The sequence below is a fragment of the Rhodococcus sp. SJ-2 genome (assembly GCF_053750035.1).
Map to the genome: position 1 here is coordinate 2,356,292 of NZ_CM132340.1, position 22,091 is coordinate 2,378,382.

Annotated in this window: 26 protein-coding genes; 12 read left to right on the forward strand and 14 right to left on the reverse strand. The window is 66.0% G+C overall.

Going from position 1 to position 22,091, the window contains the following annotated elements:
* Window positions 1-11: 11 nt before the first annotated feature.
* From ACSYG9_RS11005 to ACSYG9_RS11040, 8 genes are all read right to left on the reverse strand, one after another.
* On the reverse strand, window positions 12-824 hold the full coding sequence (locus tag ACSYG9_RS11005) for an alpha/beta fold hydrolase (RefSeq protein ID WP_440127618.1): 813 nt from the start codon (window positions 822-824) through the stop codon (window positions 12-14).
* A 16-nt stretch (window positions 825-840) separates the two neighbouring features.
* Entirely contained in the window at window positions 841-1,608 is a 768-nt protein-coding gene (locus tag ACSYG9_RS11010) for an SDR family NAD(P)-dependent oxidoreductase (RefSeq protein ID WP_440127192.1), read from the reverse strand.
* Window positions 1,609-1,651: 43 nt separating this feature from the next.
* The gene (locus tag ACSYG9_RS11015) at window positions 1,652-2,908 is read right to left on the reverse strand and encodes an MFS transporter (protein WP_440127619.1); all 1,257 of its coding nucleotides are present in this window, start codon (window positions 2,906-2,908) and stop codon (window positions 1,652-1,654) included.
* Window positions 2,905-3,321, reverse strand: coding sequence for a MarR family winged helix-turn-helix transcriptional regulator (locus ACSYG9_RS11020; protein ID WP_454842934.1), 417 nt, complete (start codon window positions 3,319-3,321; stop codon window positions 2,905-2,907). The genes ACSYG9_RS11015 and ACSYG9_RS11020 overlap by 4 nt, the downstream gene beginning before the upstream one ends.
* A gap of 126 nt (window positions 3,322-3,447) precedes the next feature.
* Entirely contained in the window at window positions 3,448-4,146 is a 699-nt protein-coding gene (locus ACSYG9_RS11025) for a TMEM165/GDT1 family protein (protein WP_454842469.1), read from the reverse strand.
* Window positions 4,147-4,399: 253 nt separating this feature from the next.
* Window positions 4,400-4,921 (reverse strand): peptidase, encoded by a 522-nt coding sequence (locus tag ACSYG9_RS11030; RefSeq protein ID WP_330133353.1) that lies wholly within the window; start codon window positions 4,919-4,921, stop codon window positions 4,400-4,402.
* Between the two features lie 109 nt (window positions 4,922-5,030).
* Window positions 5,031-5,906 carry an SMP-30/gluconolactonase/LRE family protein gene (locus ACSYG9_RS11035; RefSeq protein ID WP_454842471.1) on the reverse strand — a complete coding sequence of 292 codons (876 nt, stop codon included), beginning with the start codon at window positions 5,904-5,906 and terminating at the stop codon, window positions 5,031-5,033.
* A gap of 96 nt (window positions 5,907-6,002) precedes the next feature.
* Window positions 6,003-6,626 carry a Fe-Mn family superoxide dismutase gene (locus tag ACSYG9_RS11040; RefSeq protein WP_440127195.1) on the reverse strand — a complete coding sequence of 208 codons (624 nt, stop codon included), beginning with the start codon at window positions 6,624-6,626 and terminating at the stop codon, window positions 6,003-6,005.
* A gap of 245 nt (window positions 6,627-6,871) precedes the next feature.
* Between ACSYG9_RS11040 and ACSYG9_RS11045 the strand changes: the two genes are divergently transcribed.
* From ACSYG9_RS11045 to ACSYG9_RS11055, 3 genes are all read left to right on the forward strand, one after another.
* Entirely contained in the window at window positions 6,872-8,017 is a 1,146-nt protein-coding gene (locus ACSYG9_RS11045) for an acyltransferase family protein (RefSeq protein WP_440127196.1), read from the forward strand.
* A gap of 9 nt (window positions 8,018-8,026) precedes the next feature.
* Window positions 8,027-8,695: a peptide-methionine (S)-S-oxide reductase MsrA gene (gene msrA / locus ACSYG9_RS11050; protein WP_440127197.1), complete on the forward strand. Its 669-nt coding sequence runs from the start codon at window positions 8,027-8,029 to the stop codon at window positions 8,693-8,695.
* Between the two features lie 117 nt (window positions 8,696-8,812).
* A complete protein-coding gene (locus tag ACSYG9_RS11055; protein WP_440127198.1) occupies window positions 8,813-9,406 on the forward strand; it encodes an Rv1733c family protein in 594 nt (197 codons plus the stop codon).
* 1 nt (window position 9,407) lies between these two features.
* Here the strand turns inward: ACSYG9_RS11055 and ACSYG9_RS11060 are convergent, their stop codons facing one another.
* Entirely contained in the window at window positions 9,408-10,340 is a 933-nt protein-coding gene (locus ACSYG9_RS11060; RefSeq protein ID WP_440127199.1) for a TIGR03560 family F420-dependent LLM class oxidoreductase, read from the reverse strand.
* Window positions 10,341-10,530: 190 nt separating this feature from the next.
* Here ACSYG9_RS11060 and ACSYG9_RS11065 point away from each other — a divergent pair, with 190 nt between their 5' ends.
* The 4 genes from ACSYG9_RS11065 to ACSYG9_RS11080 are packed head-to-tail and all read left to right on the forward strand — an operon-like array spanning window position 10,531 to window position 13,558.
* Complete coding sequence (locus tag ACSYG9_RS11065) at window positions 10,531-10,872, forward strand: rhodanese-like domain-containing protein (protein ID WP_440127200.1); 342 nt, start codon at window positions 10,531-10,533, stop codon at window positions 10,870-10,872.
* Window positions 10,872-11,864 carry a DUF4328 domain-containing protein gene (locus tag ACSYG9_RS11070; RefSeq protein WP_454842472.1) on the forward strand — a complete coding sequence of 331 codons (993 nt, stop codon included), beginning with the start codon at window positions 10,872-10,874 and terminating at the stop codon, window positions 11,862-11,864. The genes ACSYG9_RS11065 and ACSYG9_RS11070 overlap by 1 nt, the downstream gene beginning before the upstream one ends.
* Window positions 11,861-12,634, forward strand: a complete 774-nt coding sequence (locus ACSYG9_RS11075; protein WP_440127202.1) for a glycerophosphodiester phosphodiesterase — start codon at window positions 11,861-11,863, stop codon at window positions 12,632-12,634. The genes ACSYG9_RS11070 and ACSYG9_RS11075 overlap by 4 nt, the downstream gene beginning before the upstream one ends.
* A 9-nt stretch (window positions 12,635-12,643) precedes the next feature.
* Complete coding sequence (locus tag ACSYG9_RS11080) at window positions 12,644-13,558, forward strand: DUF5926 family protein (protein ID WP_440127203.1); 915 nt, start codon at window positions 12,644-12,646, stop codon at window positions 13,556-13,558.
* A gap of 77 nt (window positions 13,559-13,635) precedes the next feature.
* Here ACSYG9_RS11080 and ACSYG9_RS11085 read toward each other — a convergent pair whose 3' ends face one another.
* The 4 genes from ACSYG9_RS11085 to ACSYG9_RS11100 all read right to left on the reverse strand — a co-directional run bounded on the left by ACSYG9_RS11085 (window position 13,636) and on the right by ACSYG9_RS11100 (window position 17,336).
* Window positions 13,636-14,181: a ferritin-like domain-containing protein gene (locus tag ACSYG9_RS11085; protein WP_440127621.1), complete on the reverse strand. Its 546-nt coding sequence runs from the start codon at window positions 14,179-14,181 to the stop codon at window positions 13,636-13,638.
* A gap of 138 nt (window positions 14,182-14,319) precedes the next feature.
* On the reverse strand, window positions 14,320-15,552 hold the full coding sequence (locus ACSYG9_RS11090; protein WP_454842935.1) for an LCP family protein: 1,233 nt from the start codon (window positions 15,550-15,552) through the stop codon (window positions 14,320-14,322).
* A 166-nt stretch (window positions 15,553-15,718) separates the two neighbouring features.
* Complete coding sequence (locus ACSYG9_RS11095) at window positions 15,719-16,525, reverse strand: CPBP family glutamic-type intramembrane protease (RefSeq protein WP_440127204.1); 807 nt, start codon at window positions 16,523-16,525, stop codon at window positions 15,719-15,721.
* A gap of 43 nt (window positions 16,526-16,568) precedes the next feature.
* Entirely contained in the window at window positions 16,569-17,336 is a 768-nt protein-coding gene (locus ACSYG9_RS11100) for a DUF2470 domain-containing protein (protein WP_440127205.1), read from the reverse strand.
* A 109-nt stretch (window positions 17,337-17,445) separates the two neighbouring features.
* Between ACSYG9_RS11100 and ACSYG9_RS11105 the strand changes: the two genes are divergently transcribed.
* The 3 genes from ACSYG9_RS11105 to ACSYG9_RS11115 are packed head-to-tail and all read left to right on the forward strand — an operon-like array spanning window position 17,446 to window position 19,752.
* Entirely contained in the window at window positions 17,446-18,123 is a 678-nt protein-coding gene (locus tag ACSYG9_RS11105; protein ID WP_454842936.1) for a hypothetical protein, read from the forward strand.
* A gap of 55 nt (window positions 18,124-18,178) precedes the next feature.
* Window positions 18,179-19,093, forward strand: a complete 915-nt coding sequence (gene pheA, locus ACSYG9_RS11110; protein ID WP_440127206.1) for a prephenate dehydratase — start codon at window positions 18,179-18,181, stop codon at window positions 19,091-19,093.
* Window positions 19,090-19,752 carry a histidine phosphatase family protein gene (locus ACSYG9_RS11115; protein ID WP_440127207.1) on the forward strand — a complete coding sequence of 221 codons (663 nt, stop codon included), beginning with the start codon at window positions 19,090-19,092 and terminating at the stop codon, window positions 19,750-19,752. The genes pheA and ACSYG9_RS11115 overlap by 4 nt, the downstream gene beginning before the upstream one ends.
* 25 nt (window positions 19,753-19,777) lie before the next feature.
* Here ACSYG9_RS11115 and ACSYG9_RS11120 read toward each other — a convergent pair whose 3' ends face one another.
* Window positions 19,778-20,371 carry a TetR family transcriptional regulator gene (locus ACSYG9_RS11120; protein ID WP_440127208.1) on the reverse strand — a complete coding sequence of 198 codons (594 nt, stop codon included), beginning with the start codon at window positions 20,369-20,371 and terminating at the stop codon, window positions 19,778-19,780.
* Window positions 20,372-20,505: 134 nt separating this feature from the next.
* Here ACSYG9_RS11120 and ACSYG9_RS11125 point away from each other — a divergent pair, with 134 nt between their 5' ends.
* Window positions 20,506-20,748: a ferredoxin gene (locus tag ACSYG9_RS11125; protein ID WP_440127209.1), complete on the forward strand. Its 243-nt coding sequence runs from the start codon at window positions 20,506-20,508 to the stop codon at window positions 20,746-20,748.
* A gap of 4 nt (window positions 20,749-20,752) precedes the next feature.
* Window positions 20,753-22,036, forward strand: coding sequence for a cytochrome P450 (locus tag ACSYG9_RS11130; RefSeq protein ID WP_454842476.1), 1,284 nt, complete (start codon window positions 20,753-20,755; stop codon window positions 22,034-22,036).
* Window positions 22,037-22,091 lie beyond the last annotated feature (55 nt).

Genomic DNA, 22,091 nt, shown 5'->3' on the forward strand with positions numbered 1-22,091 from the left:
GCGAGATTCGCCTACCGTACGGCGTCGGCGAGTCTGCCCAGAGCGTCGACGACGGGTGCCCCGAACATCGGTGGGTCGTTGTGCTCGACACCGTGCAGTTCGACGATTTCGACGAGGTTCGGCGCACTGTCGGCAACCGCAGCGCTCTGCGCGGCGGGCACGATGCGGTCGGCGGTGCCGTAGACGACGGTGATGGGCACATGGAGTCCTGCGACGATGTCGGCGACCGGGAACCTGTCCTTCAGGAGGATGTCCGGCACGATCCGGTAGTGGTGCCGCGCGACCGATCCGAGGTCGGTGAAAGGAGACCGCAGAAGCATTCCGGCCGGTGGTGATTCGGCGGCGAGTGCGGTCACGACGGCGCAGCCCAGACTCTCGCCGAAGTACAGCACTCGATCCGGTTCGACGTCCTGCCTGCCCCGCAGGTACTGCAAAGCCGCACGTGCGTCGCGGGCCACGCCGTCTTCCGACGGCCGGCCGGGGTTACCGCCGTACCCGCGGTAGTCGAACAGCAGCGTCGAGAATCCTGCGGCGGCGAGGTCGGCGGCGGTCTCCGCGCGCCCCAATCGGTTCCCGCCGTTACCCGGTGCGAGGAGCACTGTGAAGTCGGCACCCGGACCGGTCGGATTGCGGCCGGGCACGAACCACGCTCCGAGTTCGAGGCCGTCCGATGTCGTCAGGACCACGTCCTCGGCACCCGGCAGTACGGTCGCGGCAGCGGGCGGGACCGATGTGTCGGGCAGATAGATCAACCGTCGTTGCAGCGTCCACGCCGCGACACCGGCGATCACGGCGACGAGTACGACTACGAGCACGATCCGCACGGGCAGCGGAGCGGCGTTACCGCGGTGCCATGCGGAGCGCACCGTCCATGCGGATGGTCTCGCCGTTGAGGTAGTCGTGCTCGACGATCATCTGCGCGAGCTGCGCGTACTCGGTGGGCTGTGCGAGCCGCGACGGGAACGGAACACCGGCTTCGAGACCCTTGCGGTAGTCCTCGGTGACACCGGCGAGCATCGGGGTGTCGACGATACCGGGGGCGATGGTGTTGACGCGGATGCCGAACTGCGCGAGGTCGCGTGCGGCGGGCACCGTCATGCCGTGCACGCCGCCCTTGGACGCCGAGTACGCGATCTGGCCGATCTGGCCTTCGAACGCGGCGACGGACGCGGTGTTGATGATGACGCCCCGCTGGCCGGAATCGTCGACGGTGTCGGTCTTGGAGATCGCGTCGGCAGCGAGACGCATGACGTTGAATGTGCCGAGCAGATTGACCGTGATGACCGTCCGGAACAGCTCGAGGTCGTGCGGGCCGTTCTTGGACAGGATCCGGCCTGCCCAGCCGACACCGGCGCAGTTGACGACGATGCGCAGCGGTACTCCGGACTCGGTGATGCGCGCAATCGCGGCGTGCACTTCGTCACCGCTGGTGACGTCGGTGGGAATGAGGGTGACGCCCGCGGGTGCGTTGTCGCCGACCCGTTCGATGGACTGCTCGAGATCGAGTCCGAACACCGTGGCTCCGGCGTCGGCGAGTCGGCGAGCGGTGGCGGCACCGAGACCCGATGCGGCGCCGGTGACGAGCGCGGCAGAACCTTGAATTTCCACAGTCTTGCTCCTGTTCCGGGGGACACGCGTTTCGCGTCGAACCTTAGCGCGACAACGTCCCCGAATCCGCTGTGTCGCTGCTCTGCTGCGCCGGTCGCCGCAGTACGGCGGTGCCGATCAGCGCGGCCACCACGCACGCACCGGCACCGAGAAGCAATCCGGCGCGACCGCCCCACTGTTCGACGACCCATCCGGCGATGGGGCCGCCGATCGCTGTGGATCCGAGGAATGCGACCGCCCACAGTGCCATCACCCGGCCCCGCATCTGCGGCGAGGAGGCGAGCTGCAGTGTGCTGTTCGCGCTCGTCGTGAACGTGACGCTCAGGGCGCCGACGATCACCATGAGCCCGATCAGGACCGGCAGGGACGGTGCAGCGGCTGCGACGGCCATGGCCACGCCGAATGCGAGTGCGGCGAGCACGAGTGGTCTGATGCCCGTGCGACCCCACGTGGCGACGACGAGGCCGCCCACCACGGAGCCCGCACCCATCGCGGCGGTGAGAAAACCGTACGCTCCGGCGCCCGCCTCGAAGGTGTGGTCTGCCAAGACGGGGAGCACCACCTGGAATTCGTATGCGAGACAGCCGACGAGCGCCATCATCGCCAAGGGCACAGCCAGATCTGGTGTCCGCCGCACATACGCGAGTCCTTCACGTAATTGGCCGCGGGCCCGCGCGGTCGGGGGAGAGGGTCGCAGTTTCGACACGTCGAGGGTGAGCAGCGAAGTGACCACGGCGACGAAGCTCGCGGCGTTGAGCAGGAAGCAGATCCCGATGCCGCCTGCGGCGATGACGATGCCGGCAACCGCTGGGCCGATCATGCGCGAACACGCGGCCAGGGTGGACTGCAGGCTCACCGCGTTGCGCAGGTCCTCGGGCCCGACCATCTCGAGCATGAACGACTGGCGCGCCGGATTCTCGAAGCACTGGTTGAGTCCGAGTCCGAGGGCAAGGACGTACACGTGCCACAGCTGGACGGTGTCGGTGATGACGAGCAGGCCGAGGATCAGCGCGAGCAGCCCCATCATCGACTGCAGCCCGATCATGAGCTTGCGTTTGTCGGAGCGGTCGGCGACGACACCGCCGTACGGACCGAGCAGCAGCATCGGGACGGTCTGCAGAGCCAGCACGATGCCGATCGCTGTGGCGGATCCGGTCAGTTGCAGGACGAGCCACGATTGTGCGACGGTCTGCATCCACGTCCCGACCAGGGAAATTGCCTGGCCGGTGATGTAGCGGCGGAAGTTGGGGCCGCGCAGGGCGGCGAATGTGTTTCCACGGATATCGGCGAGGACTGTCAATTGCGCGCCTCGTTTCTGCCGCATCCCATGCTGTCGGCGAGTGCTTCGAGGGCGGGGAGTGCGTCGTGCAGTGCGTCGACGTGGTGTTCGCTCAGTTCGGTGAGGTGTTCGGCGAACAGGGCGGTACGTCGGATCCGCAGTTCTTCGGCGAGCGCGGCGCCGTCGGTGGTGATGTAGGCGAGGACGACGCGTTTGTCGTCGGTGTCCGACGAACGCGACACGAGCCCGGCGTCTTCGAGCTTGCCGAGCATGCGCGAGCACATCGTGGGATTGAGGCCTTCGAGGTCGGCCAGTTCGCGTACACCGACGGTTTTCCGTCGCGCGACGGTGCCGAGGAGGGACGCCTGGGACGGGGTCAGGCTGCCGTCTCCTGCCGGTCGTGAGACGCGGCGTGCGATGCGGCCGAGTGCGATGCGAAGGCGGTTGACCTCATCGGGATCGAATGATTCTCTGCTCACCGGTGTGTGCACCTCCAAGTATTTGCCTATCGGCAAGCATATACCTGTGGGCGCCGTGGCGCCGCCGGTCGGCGCCGAAGGTCACACGTGCGTGGCGGGAGTCGCCTCGGTGGGGTCGGTCCGCTTGGTCCGACGGGCGAACAGGAACATGACCAGGGCAGAGATCACGAGAGTGACACCGCAGGCGCCGAGGCCGATCACGGGGGAGTCGGGAGCGATACCGGCCGCGAGCATCCACGCCCCGAATGCGAAGAACAGTGCCGCGGCCCCGAAGCGGATCGCATTGTCCGGCAGGTGTCGTCCGAGGAGGACGCCCGCGACGATGGCGAGCGCGTCGGCAGCGACCATGCCGACCGTCGACCCCACCCAGATGCCGATCCAGTTGTTGTCGGTCGCGAGTGTGATGGTCGCGAGCATCGTCTTGTCGCCGAGTTCGGCGAGAAAGAACGCCGAGGTGACGGCAAGGAACGCCGACCGGGTGACGCGGCCCGCCTTGGATTGCTCATCGTCGTCGAGGGAATCGCCACGCAACGTCCACGCGCCGAACAACAGGAAGGCGACCCCACCGACGAGTGAAATGGCCACGGTCGGGATCGCGACACCGAGATAGTGGCCCACCGCCACTGAGACGAGATGCACGGCGGTGGTGGCGAACAGGATCCCCGACAACACCACCCACCAGCGGTAGCGCAACGCGAACGTCATGGCCATCAACTGGGATTTGTCGCCGAGTTCGGCGATGAAGATGATTGCGAAACTCAGAACGACTGCGGACCACATGAGCGGCTTTTCCTCCTTCGTCTGTGGAGGAATCGGGCTTCCTCCGGACGTCGGACGCGTGGTGCGTCGACGGCCGAAGGTCTCGCCCACCGGAGGTCGTCCGGTTCGCCGTGCCGGGCCGATGGCGGCCAGTGTGTCGACAGGGCGATTGGGGGCTACTCCCCTTCGCTGCCACGACATTAGCGCGCGAAAGTACCCGGTGTAAAGGTAATGCTAAGTTAAGTAGAACCGAACTCTCATTTACGGCATAGCTTCATGCCGCGAGCAGCATGGCCAGAACTGCGGTGTCGGGGTCCCTGCCTGGATCCACGTTCACCTTACTGACCAGCGACGTCACGGTTCCATCCGCTTCGGCCTCCACCCACGCGGCGCGATGATCGAGACCGAGATACGGCAACCCGGGTAGGAGCACACACCCCGATGCGGCGCCCGCATTCTCTGGCAGCGACGGCGTGGTCTCCGACGGAGGATGCAGCATGATCAGTGCCGGGGGTTGATGCTGCGCGAAGCATCCCGGCTCCACGGCGGTCTCCCCGAGGACCGGCCCGGCGGCGAGGACCAGGCCGACGGTGCCCGGCTCCGGATCGTCCGGAAGTTCCTCACGAACCCCGAACACCGTGGAGGTCGGCAGCAGTCCCGGCAGTGATGCCACACGCACCGTCAGTGCGAGCAGCTGTGCCCATTCGCGCGTGGTCGAAGGCCACCGTCCCGTCACTACGAATCCCCGCAGCGACCCACCGGAATGAAACGCGGCAATCCCGATCTGATCCCGCATGGCGTTCCTCCGCTCCCGCTCGGGCGATGAGGGAAGAATGCCCGTTTTTCTCGCTGGCACACAAGAGGCGCCGAGTGCCAGGTGCATTCGGTGCCCGGTGTGTTCGGCGCTAAGCGTGTGGTCGGCCCGACACATCGACTCCCGGCACGTCGACACGCAGCCGCACGATCGCCCCGGTGCGTTCACGCGCCGCGATCTCGGGCTGCCAGTTCTCGGCGGTGCAGACGAACAGGTCGCGGCCGTCACGACCGCCGAGTGCCACCGCATACGGATTCGCGACGGGCACCCGGTCGGTGATCACCCCGGACCGCGACACCCGGATCACCTCGCTGCCGAACGGCGATGCGACCCACACGGCGTCGTCACGGTCGATGGCAAGCCCGTCCGGGAACACCGACCGATCGAACTCGATCAGCGTGCGACGGTCGGTGAGGGAGCCGTCGTCGCCCACCGTGAAGGCGGTGAGCCGGCCCGGAATCGCGCGGGTCTCGGCGACGATGAGCGTGCGACCGTCCGCGGTCGCGACCATCCCGTTGGCGAACAGCAGGTCGTCGGCGACGGGCCGGACGGTTCCATCCGGTTCGACGAGTGTGAGCACCGCGGGACGGACCGGGTCGGGTGGGGCGCTGGCATCGCCGTAGTTGCCCACATATGCGCGACCGGCACCGTCGACGTACATGTCGTTTAGATGCCAGGTCGCGAGCCCCGACAGATCCGCGTGCGGGGTGAGCGTGCCGTCGGATTCGCGCCGCATCACCGTGCGGGTGTGGCCGACGGCGATGAGCAGGCGCCCGTCGGGAAGGAACCCGAGCCCCGCTGGGTGCCCGTCGATGTGGGCGATGATCTCGGACGATCCTGTGGACGGATCCAGGCGATGTACGTCGTTCGCGTACACATCGGAGAACCAGAGCCGGTCGTCGTGCCAACGTGGGCATTCGGGAAATGCCAGGCCGGAGCACACGGTGTCGAGCGAGGGAGTCGTCATGGCCGCACAGGATAACGGTCGGCCCTAGGCAACGGTGTCCCGCAACGCTGAAGAGGGCCACCCGCTGGGTGACCCTCTTCCACATGGTGCCGGTGACTAGACGATCAGACCTGCGGTCTGGGTGCGCGCGCGCTCGAAGCGAGCCTGCACGTCGGCCCAGTTGACGATGTTCCAGAACGCCTTGACGTAGTCGGCCTTCACGTTCTGGTACTGCAGGTAGAACGCGTGCTCCCACATGTCGAGCATGAGCAGCGGGGTCAGGCCGATCGAGATGTTGCCCTGCTGGTCGTAGAGCTGGACGATGATCAGACGCTGCCCGATCGAATCCCACGCGAGGATCGACCAGCCGGAGCCCTGAATGGAGTTCGCGTTCGCAGAGAAGTGATCGCGGAACTTGTCGAACGATCCGAATGCGTCGTCGATAGCTGCTGCGAGCTCACCCGTCGGCTTGTCGCCGCCCTCGGGGGAGAGGTTCTGCCAGAACACCGAGTGGTTGGTGTGGCCGCCGAGGTGGAATGCGAGGTCCTTCTCGAGCTTGGTCGCCTGAGCGGCCATGGTGCCGTTCTCACGGGCCTCGGCCAGCTTCTCGAGTGCAGTGTTGGCGCCGGCGACGTAGGTCGCGTGGTGCTTGTCGTGGTGCAGCTCCATGATCTTCGCCGAGATGTGCGGCTCGAGCGCTGCGTAGTCGTAGGGCAGTTCCGGAAGCGTGTACTCAGCCACGAAGGGTCCCTTCTTTGCGGGCCTGTGAGCCCGTTCGATTTTTTCCGTGCCTATATGGGTATCCACCCAAACCCATAACTACACGCTGCGCAACATTCGGCCTCACGCGGGACATCGGGCCCTACCGGGAACGTGAGGGGAACGGTATGCGCAGAAAACCGAACGGAATCGCTCCTACCTGCGCCGACTCTCCTGATCGGGTGTGCGATTGGGAGCGTTGGTGAACGGGACCTTAACATTGCGGGGTGTCACGGCCGCTCTTCGACGTTCAGGCACGCGGAGCCGAGGCACCACGTGTCCAGCTGCCCGGGCTCGACCTGCTGAGATTCCTCGCCGCGATCGCGGTCGTGTACTCGCACATCTGCTTCTACCTGATCGACGATCTGGGCACCGGCTGGTGGTTCATCGACGTCACCCACATCGTGTTGACCCAGGGCGCGGGTCTCAACATGCACCTGTCGTTCGTCGGTGTCTCGGCGTTCATGATGCTCACGGGGCTGCTCATCACGCGCTCTGCGATCCGCCAGCCGCCAGGGCAGTTCCTCATCGCACGTGCGGCGCGGCTCGTCCCCGCGTTCTGGGTGTGCATCCTTGCCGCGATCCTGCTGGTCCGTTTCGGCATCAACGGTATGTTCAGCGGCCACACCACTGTCACCGACGGCGAGGCCGCACTCAGCTTCTTCCTCGGTGCTTTCTTCCTGAAACCGCAGGTGGCGGTGCTCGGAGTCGCGTGGACGCTCGCGGTGCAGATCATGTTCTACCTGTTCTGCGTGAGCGGGCGATCGCTGCTGCGGGCCAAGCCCATCGTCATGCCGCTGCTCGGGGCCGCGCTGTGCATGCTCGTGATCATCTACAACCTGTACGTCCCGGAGCCGTACACGGTGCCGTTCCTCTCGAAGATCGCCGCGACGCTGCCCACCGTGTTCCTGGGTCAGATCGCCTATCTCGCGTGGGCGCGGCTGATCTCCGTTCGCGGCCTGCTCGTGGCTCTGATCGCCCAGGTTCAGGTGATCGTTCTCGCCACCGACATGCAGGTGTACTGGGCAGGCAGCCACTACCTGTGGACCATCAGCGTGGTATTCGCGGTCGTGGTCCTGCTGTCCCGGTACGACGGCAGACTCGGTCGTCTGCGCGTCGTGCACTGGGTCTCGACCCGCAGCTACGCGATCTACCTCGTGCACACGCTCGTCATGTACCGGATCTACGAGAACACCGTCGGATTCGTCGGTATGACAGGTGCCGTGATCTGCCTGATCATCGGGGTCGCGCTGGTCTCCGAGCTGGTATATCGCGGCGTCGAAGTGCCTGCGGCCCGGTGGATCGGCAGCAGGTGGCTGCACGCGAAGCGGCCCGCGGCCGTGGAAAAGGTCGCCGCGCGGACACACGCGTAGCATCGGGTCATGTCCTGGTTCGACGACATCCTCGCCCATGCAGGCTCGAAGTCCCAGATGGTCGCAGCCGAAGCATCGCTGCCCGGACGGTCGGAGCCCATGCCGGTTCCCGAGACGCATCACGTCAACGGTCACCGCATCGTGCCGCCCTTCCCCGAAGGCCTCGCCACCGCCGTGGTGGGTATGGGGTGCTTCTGGGGAGCCGAGAAGGAATTCTGGCAGCTCGACGGCGTGTATTCGACCGCTGTGGGATACGCAGGCGGCTACACCCCCAACCCCACGTACGAGGAAGTGTGTTCCGGTCGCACCGGGCACACCGAGGTCGTGCTGGTCGTCTTCGATCCCGACGTGATCGACTTCGAGGGGATTCTGAAGCAGTTCTGGGAGAACCACGATCCCACCCAGGGCATGCGACAGGGCAACGACCACGGAACCCAGTACCGGTCGGCCATCTACACGTTCGACGAATCGCAGATCGAGGCGGCCGAGGCCACCGCAGAATCGTTCGCGACACGCCTCGCGGAAGCGGGATTCGGCAAGATCACCACCGAAATCGCACCCCTCACCCAGTTCTACTATGCCGAGGACTACCACCAGCAGTACCTCGCCAAGAATCCCAACGGGTACTGCCCGGTTCACGCGACCGGTGTGAGCTGCCCGGTCGGTCTCGGGGCATAGTAGCGCTGTGTTCAACCGCACAATGTGAGATCGGTTGGCACTCCTTGAATTTCACCCGGTCGGCGAGCACTCTGGAGGGTAGGAGTGCCGAGTGGGGGAAGGGATCGGGGTACCGAGATGACGTCCGCAGCAGGATATCTACGACGCACACGTAGGAGTCTGCGTGGGCGCAGCCCTCTCGTCCGCCGCACCGACCGCGTCGAAGCCCGTCTGTTCTCGTTGCTCGTCGCCGCGATGCTCCTCATGATCCCCGTCGCCGCGATCGTCGTCGCGAACGTCCAGAACACTCAGGTTGCGATGGCGCAGCAGCAACTTGCCGAACGCACCATGGTCACCGCCACGCTCGACGCCGACCCCGTGGTGGCCGACTCGGGCTGGGGAGAGTTTTCCTACATCGCGCCCTCGACCGCCCCCGCCACTTGGGAGTTCCGCGGCGTCTCGCACCACGGCGACGTGCAGATCACCGGTACCGAGGGTGCAGGCGACGAAGTGCAGGTGTGGGTCGATCGCGCGGGCGCCATGACCCTGCAGCCGATGAGCGTGTCCGCCGCCGAGTTCTCCTCGGTGCTTGCCGGTGTCGCGGTGTACATGTTCGCGCTGGTGACCGCATGCGGTCTGTTCGCACTCGCGCATTGGGGTGTCGAGCGTGCCCGCAGCCGCGAGTGGAGCCGGGACATCGAAGCGTTCCTCGGCTCCACCAGCAGCCACTGATCTACAGCGCTGACACCGCAGGCATGACCTCCTGCGCGACGAGTTCGAGGTGGTCGAGGTCGGCCAGATCGAGCACCTGCAGGTAGATCCGCTGTGTCCCGATGTCCGCGTAGGTGCGAATTTTCTCCACGATTTCCCCGGGGGTCCCCGCCAGCCCGTTCTCACGAAGCTCGTCGACCTCGCGACCGATACGCGCGGCACGACGGGCGATTTCTGCTTCGTCCCTCCCGCAGCACACCACGAGCGCATTCGACAGTGTCAGCTCGGCGGGATCGCGTCCCGCGTCGCGGCACGCCTGGCGCACGCGCTCGAAGAGGGTCGCCGAGCCGTCCACCGAATTGAACGGAACATTGAATTCGCTCGCATAGCGCGCCGCCAACGCCGGCGTCCGCTTCTTCCCCGCACCACCGATGACCACGGGGATCTTTTGCTGATGCGGCTTCGGAAGGGCCGGTGAATCCACGATCCGGGTGTGCGTGCCGTCGTACGAGAATTTCTCCCCGACCGGGGTCTCCCACAGGCCGGTGGTGATGGCGAGAGCGTCCTCCAGCCGGTCGAATCGCTCTTTGAGCGGCGGGAAGGGAATGCCGTACGCGGAGTGCTCCTCCTCGAACCAGCCGGCGCCGAGCCCGAACTCGACGCGGCCGGAACTCATCGCGTCGACCTGAGCGACCGAGATTGCCAGTGGGCCGGGGTGGCGGAAGGTCGCCGAGGTCACGAGGGTGCCGAGCCGGATCGTCGACGTGTCGCGGGCGAGTCCGGCAAGCGTGATCCAGGCGTCGGTGGGTCCGGGCAGGCCCTCGGTGTTCATCGCCAGGTAGTGGTCGGATCGGAAGAATGCGCCGTAGCCGAGCCGCTCAGCAGTCTGCGCGACCGCGAGCAGATCCTCGTAGGTTGCTCCCTGCTGTGGTTCGGTGAAAATCCGTAATTCCATTACTCGATTGTTCCAGGCGCCCACCTACCGCGAATTGTGAGCGGTCTCGAGCGATGAATTCGACGGTTGGGGAACCCTGGGGATGAACCTGTGGAAACTGTGGATAACTCCTGCGCGTGGGCATTGTGGAAACTCATTACGGTATGCCGCGCGGCTGCATCGCATATCGACGCGTGCCACTATTGGAATCGTGAGTTCTTCCGATGTGCCCACCGTGTCGGTGGACGAGGTTCCCGAACCGGGCCCCGACTCGGTGCTCCTCGACGTACGAGAGGACGACGAGTGGGCGCTCGGGCATGCGCCCGGCGCACTGCACATAGCGCTGGCCGATGTTCCCGCCCGCCTCGAGGAGATCGACATCGACGCCGAGATCTACGTGGTGTGTCGCCAAGGGGGCCGCTCGCTCGGCGCCGTCGAATATCTCAACCGGATCGGATACGACGCCTTCCAGGTGGCAGGCGGAATGGTCGCGTGGCAGAAGTCGAACCGGCCTCTGACAGGTGACGGCGACGACCCGGCAAAGATCTATTGATGGCCGCCTACCAGATCTGTGTCCGCTGTGAGAGCCGCTGGCCCGTGTCCTACCAGGCGCGCCAGTGGTGTCCCTCGTGCCGCGGTTTGCTGCTCTCACCCGTCGATACCCACGTTGCCGTTCCTCCCGACCGACGAAACTTCCGCTGGGTCGTCCGGTCACCGCAGGGCAGCTCTGCCGAACGAACCGCCCCCCGCGCCCCACAGCCCACGGCGGCACCCGCCTACGACGAGATTCCGCGGTGGGGACTACTCGACCGGCCACGACCGCACGATGAGGAGCCGACCCGAGCCGAGACGCTCGCGGGCCTGGCACCCACCTTGCTGGTCGGCGCGGCAGCGGTATTCGGGCTTGCCGCGGTAGCCGAGCTGTCGCGATACGTGTTGCTGCTGGTCAACCGCACGCGGCTGATCGACCCCATTGTTCTGGCATTGTCGGACTCGGCCGTGTGGGCGACCCAGATCGTCGGTCCACTCGTCGCACTCGCCGCCGCGGTCGCGTCGGGTCTACGCCTGATCGAGGTCCGCCGCCGAGTGTTCGCAGAGCGCGGCACCTCGGACCCTCGGTCGCCGGGTTCGGTGTTGTTCGGTGTTGTGGTGCCCGGTATCAACCTTGCGCTCCCCGGCGTTTTCCTCACCGAGATCGCCTACGACAGGCCGCGGCTCCTGCGTGCCGTCCGGATCTGGTGGGTGCTGATCGTGTCGAATGCGGTGCTGTTCGTATTCGTGCTGTTCTGGCGTCAGCGCGACTCGCTCCAGGCCAGAGCCGACGCGGTCCTGTTGACCGCCGTGGTCGCTGCCCTCGCCGCGGTGGTCGCATTGGCGACGCTGTACGTGCTCCGCTTGTGCGACGGCGCCGACCTACAGGGCAGGCCGCTCCAACAGCGCAGGTTCACCACGGCGACCGGGCCGGTATACGCGCCGATCGCCGAGATCGTGCCCGCCTCCGCTGTTCGGGAGGACGAGCACCGGATTCCGGCGGTGACGTCGTGACCGAGTTCGCCGTGCCGCGTGTCGTCGCCCACCGGGGCTCGTCTGCAGCCAAGGCAGAACACACCTTGGCTGCCTACGAACTCGCCCTCGAAGAAGGCGCCGATGGGCTCGAATGCGATGTGCGGCTGACCCGAGACGGACATCTCGTGTGCGTCCACGACCGCACGATCGACCGGACCTCCACGGGCACCGGTGTCGTGAGCGAGATGACGCTCGCGGAGTTGTCCGAATTCGATTACGGCCGGTCGGGGGAACCCGCGAGTCTGCTCACGTTGACTCAACTCATCGAACTGATGATGGACTTCACGAGCGTGCCGGTGAAGTTGTTCGTCGAGACCAAACATCCCGTGCGGTACGGCGCGCTCGTCGAGGCGAAGCTGCTGGCCGAACTGTCCCGGTTCGGGCTCGCGACGCCACCGTCAGCGGACTTCTCCCGGGTTGTGGTGATGTCGTTCGCCGCGAGCGCTGTCTGGCGGATCCGTAGGCAGGCGCCGCTGCTGCCCACGGTCTTGCTCGGAGAGACGTCCCGTTACCTCGGCGGCAGTGCCGCCACAACGGTCGGGGCCACCGCAATCGGCCCGTCCGTCGCGACATTGCGTGAACACCGCGACCTCGTCGACAAGGCTGCTCTCGCAGGCCGGGCCACCTACTGCTGGACGGTCGACGAACCCGAAGACGTGGAGTTGTGCCGCACACTCGGGGTCGGCTGGGTGGCCACCAATCATCCCGGACGCACCAAGGCTCAACTCGACGCGGTGCCCGGCGTGTAGTTTTGCGCCGTGGCGAAGAAGAGCAAGAGAAACAGCGGACCCAAGCCCGGCAGCAATCGCGCCGCCAAGCTCGAGCAGCGCAGGCTCGAACGGGAAGCGGCGTCCGGCGCGGCGTCCCGGCCGTTCGAGGGCCTCGCCCTCGAACTCGACCTCGTGGCGTTGCGGGAGTTCGTGCCGTCTGCACTCGTCGACCTTCCGGTTGCGGGGGGCGGACGCCGAGTGATCGGCGCAACCATCCTCCCGGGCGGTGTCGCGGCACTTGCCCGTGAAGAGGGCGACGAGGTCGTCGGGTACGTCGGGCTGCAGTTGGCGACGTTCGGTCCCGATCCGGCCGGCGAACTCGGTGCGGCACTCGAGTGGGCCCTCACCGCTGAGCCCGGGACGTCGTTGAAGGTGGCAGAGCCGACAGCGGACTCGGCGCGCCTGCAGGATCTGCTCGTGGCCGACGAGCTTCCGTCGATCACCGTGCACCAGGATTTCCAGTGGTGGATCCCGGAAGGTGTCGAGGCTGCTCCCGATGTCGCGCAGACGCTGCAGCAGGCAAACGCTGCTGTGATGCCGTCGGCACGTCTCGACGGTGAGGGCCTCGTCGCCGCGTGGTGGGTGGATACCGGAGAGAAGGCACACCTGCGCTGGATTCGGCCCGAGGACGAAGACACGCTGATGACCGCTCTGTCGCGAGTGCACGCGGCCGGTGGTCTGCACCTCGGCGAAGGCTCGCGATTTGCGGGATCGTTCCGCACCCACGGCCTGCTGGTGCCCGTGTTCGATCTCGATCGTGAGAAGCATCCCGACGAATGGGTCGCGGCGACGCTCGAGCTCGATGCCCGGCTGGATGCGGCGCTGGGCGACGAGTCGCCGCTCACCGTCGCCGAGCGAGGCTCCCGCGACGGCCTGCGCAGCCGCCAGGTCACTCTGCGCTGACCCTGAATGGCCGAACGTCACCTTCATGCTGTTGAAGTGCGCGAAGGTGACGTTCGGCCGAGGGGCAGCTGGGCTGGCTAGATGCTGCCGCCTGCGGCCAGCGGAGCGTTGCCGTTCCGCTCTGCGGTCTTCGAGTTGAGTTCGCGAGCGACGAAGTCCTCGAGGTTGAACAGGTTCTCGCCTGCGCGATCGGCGACGGTCAGCAGCGTGGTGACGGTTGCGACCTCCTCGACCTGCTCCTGCAGGAACCACTGCATGAACTGCTCGCCGAGGTAGTCGCCCTCGTCGCGGGCGGTGCGGGCGAGTTCGACGATCTGTTCGGTGACGGCCTTCTCCTGCTCGAGCGCCAGCGCGATGGGCTCACGGGCGCTCTCGAACATCGACTGGCAGGCATCGACGCCGGTGAGGTCGACGGCGATGTCGCGATCGAGGAAGTACTGGACGATCATCATGGCGTGGTTGCGTTCTTCGACCGCCTGCGCGTAGAAGTGCTTCGCGAGCTGCGGGAGATCCGCGTTGTCGTAGAAGATCGCGATCGCGATGTACTGATGCGATGCGTTGAATTCGTTGCGAATCTGGTCGTGCAGAAGTGAGTGGAATTTGGTCGTACGAGATTCGCCCATTGTTGTCATGACGGCGACGTTAATGCAGGTCAGGGATAATTTCATCCAAGCGTTGGCTAGACTGATTTCTCCGAGTATTGGCTAAGCTGGGCCATTTCAGGATTGGCTAACCCAAGATCATCTCGGGAGGAACGGCGGTCACGGTGCGGGTGCGAGCAGATCTGCGGGGATCTGCTGGTCCTGCTCGAGCGCCCCGAAGAACTCGATGGCGCGCTCCCGATCCCACAGAAGGACGTTGCCGACCCCGTAGACATCCTCGAAGCCGCCGACGGGCACTGTGGCAGTGATCGTCTCGCCGCGCATCGCCCATGCGAGCCGGCCGAGATCCCACAGGTGATCGCCGTTGTCGACGCGCACCGACGCTGCCGCACCCGATACCAGCGGCCACAACCGGAAGGGGTTGAGAAAGGTGGTGGGGCCGGTCGCCTTGCTCAGCAAGGCCGACATGAACAACCGCTGGTTGTTCATCCGATCGAGGTCGGCGAGTGGTGTGGCACGGGTGCGCACGAAACCGAGCGACTGCGCGCCGTTCAGTTCCTGACAGCCCGCTTCGAGTTGCAGACCCGCCAGAGGATCGTCGATCGGATACGGGACACAGATGTCGACGCCGCCGACCGCATCGACGATCGACGCGAATCCACTGAATCCGATCTCGGTGTAGTGATCGATGTGGATTCCGGTCGCTCCCTCGACCGTCTGGACGAGCAGCTGTGGCCCGCCGAGCGCGAACGAGGCGTTGAGTTTGTCCTGGCCGAATCCGGGAACGGACACGTACGAGTCGCGTGGGAGGCTCACCATCGTCGTGGCGCCACCTCCGCTGGGGACGTGGATGAGCATGATCGTGTCGGTGCGATCGGGGCCGACATCGCCGCCGGTCGCGAGTTCCTGTTCCTGCTCGGGGGTGAGCCCGATGCGGCTGTCGGAGCCCACCAACAGGAAATTGGTTCCGGGGGTATCGCCGATACGGCCCTCGTAGTCGGCGAGCGCATCGATGCGGTCGAGCTTGCCGTCGAAGTAGACGACACCCGCGACCGCCGCGATGAGCAGGACGGCGAGCAGCGCACCTACGCGGCGCAGGGCTCGCCGGAGACCCCCGGGTCGCCTGCGGCGCGGTTCGGGCTCGGCGACCGGCGGGGGCCGACGTCGCGGAGGCGCAGGAGGCGGTGCTGTCGCTGCACGTCGTTTGTCGACGAACGGTTCGGGTTGCTGCCGCGGCTGATGTTGTTGCTGCCGCGGCGGGGGTTGCCGTCGGGGTGGTGGTTGTTGCCTGGGAGGTGACTGTCTGGGCAAAGGCGGCGGCGCGGCACGGCGCTCGGACCGGGGTGTCTGCGACCAGGCACGCGGCGGCGCGGCCGGGTTACGCCGGATCACCTGATTGCCCTCCGGAGGGGGAGGCGCGGCGTGGGGCGGGACGGGGCGCCGCATCGGCGGTTGCCGACGCGGCGGCGGCCCCTGGGGCGGGCGCGGCCGGTTCCGAGGGTCGGGGTGGTCGCCGTTCACCCGGACAACTGTACGTTCACGGCAGTCGATCGCATGTTCAAGACAACCATGAGACGTGCTCCCGCAGTGCTTGGTACCCGATGAACGCGACGCAGTCGATCAGCGCGTGGGCGATCACGAGGGGCCACAGTTTCGAGGTGCGTTGCCAGTACCGGCCGAACACCAGGCCCATGATGACGTTGCCGAAGCCGCCGCCGAGTCCCTGATAGAGGTGGTAGCTGCCGCGGAGCAGGGCCGAGGCCAGTAGCGAGCCGTTCTCCGACCATCCGAGCTGCCGTAGACGCGTGATCAGATATGCGACGACCAGTATCTCTTCGGCGCCCGAGTTGGCGATGGCCCACAACACCTCCGTGGGCAGACGCCACCAGTAGTCGGCAAGAATGCTCGGCGCCACGTTGAGATTGAGTCCGGCGGCACGTGCCCCGAGGTACAACGCGAGGCCCGGCAGCCCGATGAGTGCGGCGAGCCCGGCGCCCGGGAGCCAGTCGCGGCGCAGCAGAGGACGCGCAAAGCCGATGATCTTCGGGCCGTGACCGCTGCGCCACAAGAGATAGAGGCCGAGCGCGGCCCATGCGAGCAGGCGCACGATGCCGAGGAGTTGTCTGGCGAGGTCGATGAACTCCTGCGACGACCGCGGCGCATTCAACGCGACTGTCTGATCGGACAGCGGTTCCGGTGCGAGGGCGGCCTCGAGCAGCGACAGGATCGACGACAGTCCGCTGAGTCCGAACGTGACGAGCAGGACGATCGTGATTTCGATCCACAACGCCCGGCGTTCGGCAGCATCGAGCGGTGTGCCGGGATTCTGCCGGGGTGGATTGAGCCAGGCGCGGATCGTCGTCACGGGAGCGATTGTGCCGGAACGCGCTGCAAAGCCGGCCGCGTGTTCAGTGAGTAGCGCGCATTCCGTTCATGAACGGGCATCCGACGAGCATGCGCAGTGCCTTGCTCAGTCCGCTCGGCTCGTCGACGGGTTCCTGGAAGGGGATGCGAACGTCGTGGTCACCGCTGCCGGATTCGATGCGCAGGCGCAGGCCGTAGCGGTCGAGGCCGAGGGGACGGATCCGGCCGGTGCGCGCCGACGGCGGGATCCTCCTGGCGATGCGGGCGAGAATGTCCGCGTGATCCTGTTCGAGGTGTTCGAGCCACGCCGTCTCGTAGGTGGCGAATGGGTCGGGGGCGGCGTCGAACACGTCGGGAAGATCGACGGATTCGGCGCCCGAGGTGTCTGCGGCGACCACGGACGTGAGCCGGAGGACGAGCAACTCGGAATTGTGGCCGACGTCGAGGAGTTCGGGGTGCGGAAGGATCTCGGCGACGTCGGCGGCGACCTGTCGCGGTTCGTCGACGGGGAACAGGTTCCCGCTGAGCCAGATCAGCGACCGGACGGGGTTGCGCAGATTCAGGGGCGAGTGGTCGGTGAGCTCGAGCATCGCGGGCAGGCCTGCGGCTCCGGACTGCCAGGTGAGTGCGACCGCCGTGGTCTCGGCCGGTACGACGATCGCGATGTTTCCGTCGTCCTGCAGGAAGTGGACGGTCGTCGGGATCGGGTCGCAACCGTCGATCGCAAGGTATGTGGTGTCAGCGCGGATGAGAGCGGTGCGCACACGTTCCGCGGTCGTCGGCGCCGGAATGTCGGTCGTGGTGGTCTGCATGCGGGCCCTCCTTCTCATGTAGGTGAGGCAAACCTAAGTCATTGTGACGCTGGTCGCAAGGGTTACCAGCGCTAACCTGGACGACGTGTCGATCCCACTGCCCCTCGGAATGCCGCCCTCACGCGAAGAACCCCGTGGTCTGCTCGACGCGCTGCTCTCGCGTCGTTACGAGACGCTGGAGGCTGCCCTCGCTGTCTCGGGGCCGGAACTGGCGGCACCGATCGTTCCCGCGAGCGAAGTCGCGGAGTTGCCCGATCGCGATGTGATCGTCGAATTGGATGCCTCGGCCGAAGCCCCGTCGCCTGCAGGCCGGCGACCCGTTCGCTACCAGCTCGACTGCACCCGCGACGACCTCGACGACGTGCTCGCGTTCACCGCTCCCGCGCCGTTGGCGGTCTACGTGCAGGTCGACGACCCGGTCCTTGCGGACTCGGCCCTGGCCGACACTGCTCGCGCACTCACCGAAGCCGGGCACATCCCCGGGTTGCCGACCGGCCGTGCGCCAGGCGCCGTTGCCGATTTCCTCGCCGTGCTCGCACACGCCGACACCGGATTCGTCGCCCGCGCCGAAACAGCTTCCGACGTGCTCGCACTGCTTTCCGGTACGGCGGCAGCGCTCAGCGGATTCGACATCCGCGATGCCCTGACCGCGCCCGACGCCGACCGCCTGGGTCGCTTGATCCCCGAGGCTGCCGAAGCGTTGCGGGAGATCCTGCTCGCTGTGGAAGTCGACGACCCCGACGAGGTGCTGGATGGACTACGGACGGCGGGTCTCACCCCGCGCTGACAGGGTTCATTTCTACGACGCATCCCGGCAAGCGACGGTGCGTAATCTGTAAGCCGTGCCCCGCATCGCGTATTTCGGACCGACCGGAACCTTCACCGAAATGGCCCTCGCCCGTTTCGAGGACTTCGGCGTCTTCGACGAACCCGTCGATCGGGTACCCGCGGCCAGCCCTCCGGCCACGCTGCAGTTGCTGCGCGACGGTGAGGTCGATGCTGCAGTGGTTCCCATCGAGAGTTCCGTCGAGGGGTCGGTGCCGCCGACGATGGACGCACTCTCGATCGGGCCCCGCTTGCAGATCGTGGCGGAAACCGAACTGGACATCGCATTCACGGTCGTGGCGCGCGCCGGGACGACACTCGACACGATCGAGACCATCGGCGCCTACCCGGTGGCGGCGGCCCAGGTTCGGCAGTGGGTCGGCGCCGCGCTGCCGGGTGCCACGGTCGTGGCCGCGTCCTCCAACGCGGGCGCGGCCGAGGACGTGGCGGCGGGCAAGGTCGACGCGGGAGTATCGACCGCGCTCGCCGGCCAGCGACTGGGTCTCGAGGTCGTCGCCGACGGTGTCGCGGATTTCGCAGGAGCCCGGACGCGGTTCGTTCTCGTCACCCGTCCGGCGCCGGTGCCGAAGCGCACCGGCCGCGACCGCACGTCGGTGATCCTGCAACTTCCCCATGAGCCGGGGTCGCTGGTCCGTGCGATGACGGAATTCGCGACGCGCGGCATCGACCTGACCCGTATCGAGTCGCGGCCGACGCGAAAGGAATACGGCACCTACTTCTTCCACTTGGACTGTGTGGGGCACATCGACGACGCACTCGTCGCAGAAGCGCTCAAGGCACTCCACCGTTTCGCCCAGGTGCGGTTCCTCGGTTCATGGGCGGCGGTGTCCGAGCCGGGTGTCGCACCGGTGTCGGACGAGGATGATGCACAGTGGCTGGAACGGTTGCGGCGCGGAGAGGAAATCAGTTGAACGGGAAATTGATCCTGGCCCGGCACGGCCAGACGGTGGCGAATGTCGAGAAGCGCCTCGACACGAAGCTCCCCGGGGCGGAGTTGACCGAGCTCGGAATCACGCAGGCGAAGACGCTCGGCAAGAACCTCATCGAACGCGCGCCGACTCTGCTCGTGTCGTCCCAGGCCATTCGCGCAAAGCAGACAGCCCGGCACGCGCAGGATCCGGTGGGTCTTCGAGCGTCTGCGCGTGACGGGCTGCACGAGGTGCAGGTCGGTGAACTCGAAGACCGCAACGACGAAGAGTCGCATGCGATGTTCGTGAAGGTCTACCAGTCGTGGCACGACGGCGACCTACGTGCCCGGGTCCCCGGCGGCGAGAGCGCATTCGACGTTCTCGACCGATTCGTGCCGGTGCTCGACGAGCTGCGCGCAGACTACCTGGAGGCAGGATCGGGCGACATCGTGGTGGTCAGCCACGGCGCTGCCATCCGCCTCGTCGCGTCGTACCTCGGGAGAGTACCGGGCGGTTTCGCAAGCGGAAACCATCTGGCCAACACCGACACCGTCGAACTGGAGCCGGTACCCGGCGGCGGGTGGGAGTGCGTGCGGTGGGCATCGGTCCACGCACCGTTCCACGACACTGCCCGCGCAGGAGCCGACGACCCGATGGGCTGACGGGAGACGGGAAGACGGGGCATGATCATTCGTCTCGGAGTGAGGCGTGATAGCCGGTCGTGAGCCAGAAGACCGTGCGATCGATCGTGGGCACGATCTCGGTGATGTCGACGTATCCCGCGTTGCAGCGCCCCACCAGGCCGTAGACGACGCTGGAGAGGATCGATTCGAGCTCCGCGACGAACTCGGGATCCACGTCCGACAGGACTGCCAAGCCGACGGGTACGACGGGGTCGAAGCCGCGCACGGCGAGGCTCTCGCCGCCCGGCGCGGCGCGGACGCGAAAATATGCGAAGAGCATCTCGGGATGCTGTTCCCACGGCTCGAAGATCGCGCGGATCACTCGCATCATCGCCGGGTGCAGTGGTTCGCCGGGGTTGCGGCTCTGTGTGGCCAGTTCGGCGTAGTTCGACTTCATCCAGTGTTCGATCGCGGCAAGGATCAGCTCTTCGCGCGTGGCATATCGCTTGTAGATGGTGGTCAACGAGATCCGTGCCCGCCGTGCCACCTCGCGCAGCTGCACCGCGTCGTAGCCGTCGTTCTCCAGAAGCTCGACGACCGTGGCGAGCAGCCGTTCTCCGGTCCGGTCCGGTGCGCCCGTGGCCTCTGCGTTCTCCATGTTTGTGAATTTCCTTGCCCTATCCGGATAACGGGGTTATCGTCTCGTCAGTAACGTTGTTACTCAGCCTACCTCCGGCGCGACGTGCACGCGTATGTCACGCCCCCGGATCCGCACTCACCATGGAGCGCCCTATGACGGGAACGCCCGAGTACCTGCACATCGATCGTGAGATGTGCGAGGCGCATGCGTTGTGTGTCGAGATAGCGCCCGAGATCTTCGATCTCGCGGACGACGACATCGCAACCTGCGACGAACACCCACCGGAAGCGCTGTGGCCCAAAGCGCGTTCGGCAGTCAGTGCATGCCCGCGCCAGGCCATCAGTATCTCCGAGCACGTGCCCGCCACGTCACCTCGTTCACCGAAAGGCCAGTGATCCGATGACCGATCTCGCCTCAGCCGACTACTTTTCCGACGGAGAACTCGCGCAGAATCCGTTCGAGTACTTCGACCACCTCCGAAGCATGAACCCTGTCTTTCGCGAACCGAACTACGGAGTAGTGGTTGTCACCGGCTATCAGGAGGTGGTCGAAGGATTCAAGAACTCCGAAGCTCTCTCGGCGGTGAACGCGATCGGTGGACCGTTCCCGCCGTTGCCGTTCGAGCCCGAAGGTGACGACATCACCGACCAGATCGAGGCGCATCGTCACCTGTTTCCGATCTCCGAACACATGGTGGTGATGGACCCGCCCGATCACACACGGGCGCGATCCCTGCTGGGCCGACTCCTCACACCGAAACGTCTCAAGGAGAACGAGGAGTATCTCTGGACGCTCGCGGATCAGCAGTTCGACGAGTTCATCGACAACGGGAGCTGCGAGTTCCTCGGCGAGTACGCCAAACCGTTTGCGACGTTGGCGATTACGGACCTACTCGGTGTCCCTGAGGGTGACCGCGAAGAGTTCCGTCGCGCGCTGGGCGCCGGAGAACGTCCCGGCACCCGCGTCGGATCGCTCGATCACGAGCCGGTGGGTATCAACCCGCTGGAGTATCTCGACGAGAGATTCACCGGCTATCTTGCCGATCGGCGTCGTGAGCCCCGCGGCGACATCCTCAGCGGTCTTGCTACGGCAACATATCCGGACGGATCCACTCCGGAGCTCATCGAGGTGGTACGACCCGCCACCTTCCTGTTCGCTGCCGGCCAGGAAACTGTGACGAAGCTGCTCAGCTCGGCGCTGCGGGTGCTCGGCGAACGCCCGGAGTATCAGCAGATGCTGCGTGAGGATCGCAGTCTGATCAAGCCGTTCATGGAGGAGTCGCTCCGATTCGACAGTCCGACCAAGATCGACTTCCGGCTCGTGCGCAAGACCACGACGATCGGTGACGTCGACGTCCCGGCGGGGACGATCGTCATGCTGAGCCTGGCAGGCGCCAACCGCGATCCACGGAAGTTCGAAAACCCCAATGAATTTCGACTCGACCGTAGAAACTCGCATGATCACATCGCGTTCGGGCGTGGACTGCACACGTGCGCGGGTGCACCGCTCGCCCGAATGGAGGGGCAGGTCACTCTGAACCGGCTTCTCGACAGGATGAGTGACATCAGGATCAGTGAGGGTCGACATGGATCGACGGACGAGCGGACTTTCGTCTACGAGCCCACTTTCCTCCTGCGCGGTCTCGTCGAGCTGCACATCGAATTCGAGAAGATCTCGAGATAGCCCGAACTGACAGAAACAGTTCGAAAAATACTGCATCGAGCTGTCGTTCGATGCG

What these genes read in the sequence shown, in the direction of transcription:
- ACSYG9_RS11025 (WP_454842469.1), bottom strand. Translation starts at nt 4,146, where the DNA reads ATGTGGTCCGCAGTCGTTCTGAGTTTCGCAATCATCTTCATCGCCGAA.
- ACSYG9_RS11030 (WP_330133353.1), bottom strand. Translation starts at nt 4,921, where the DNA reads ATGCGGGATCAGATCGGGATTGCCGCGTTTCATTCCGGTGGGTCGCTG.
- ACSYG9_RS11035 (WP_454842471.1), bottom strand. Translation starts at nt 5,906, where the DNA reads ATGACGACTCCCTCGCTCGACACCGTGTGCTCCGGCCTGGCATTTCCC.
- msrA (WP_440127197.1), top strand. Translation starts at nt 8,027, where the DNA reads ATGTCCTGGTTCGACGACATCCTCGCCCATGCAGGCTCGAAGTCCCAG.
- ACSYG9_RS11055 (WP_440127198.1), top strand. Translation starts at nt 8,813, where the DNA reads ATGACGTCCGCAGCAGGATATCTACGACGCACACGTAGGAGTCTGCGT.
- ACSYG9_RS11060 (WP_440127199.1), bottom strand. Translation starts at nt 10,340, where the DNA reads ATGGAATTACGGATTTTCACCGAACCACAGCAGGGAGCAACCTACGAG.
- ACSYG9_RS11070 (WP_454842472.1), top strand. Translation starts at nt 10,872, where the DNA reads ATGGCCGCCTACCAGATCTGTGTCCGCTGTGAGAGCCGCTGGCCCGTG.
- ACSYG9_RS11085 (WP_440127621.1), bottom strand. Translation starts at nt 14,181, where the DNA reads ATGGGCGAATCTCGTACGACCAAATTCCACTCACTTCTGCACGACCAG.
- ACSYG9_RS11100 (WP_440127205.1), bottom strand. Translation starts at nt 17,336, where the DNA reads ATGCAGACCACCACGACCGACATTCCGGCGCCGACGACCGCGGAACGT.
- ACSYG9_RS11105 (WP_454842936.1), top strand. Translation starts at nt 17,446, where the DNA reads ATGCCGCCCTCACGCGAAGAACCCCGTGGTCTGCTCGACGCGCTGCTC.
- ACSYG9_RS11120 (WP_440127208.1), bottom strand. Translation starts at nt 20,371, where the DNA reads ATGGAGAACGCAGAGGCCACGGGCGCACCGGACCGGACCGGAGAACGG.
- ACSYG9_RS11125 (WP_440127209.1), top strand. Translation starts at nt 20,506, where the DNA reads ATGACGGGAACGCCCGAGTACCTGCACATCGATCGTGAGATGTGCGAG.
- ACSYG9_RS11130 (WP_454842476.1), top strand. Translation starts at nt 20,753, where the DNA reads ATGACCGATCTCGCCTCAGCCGACTACTTTTCCGACGGAGAACTCGCG.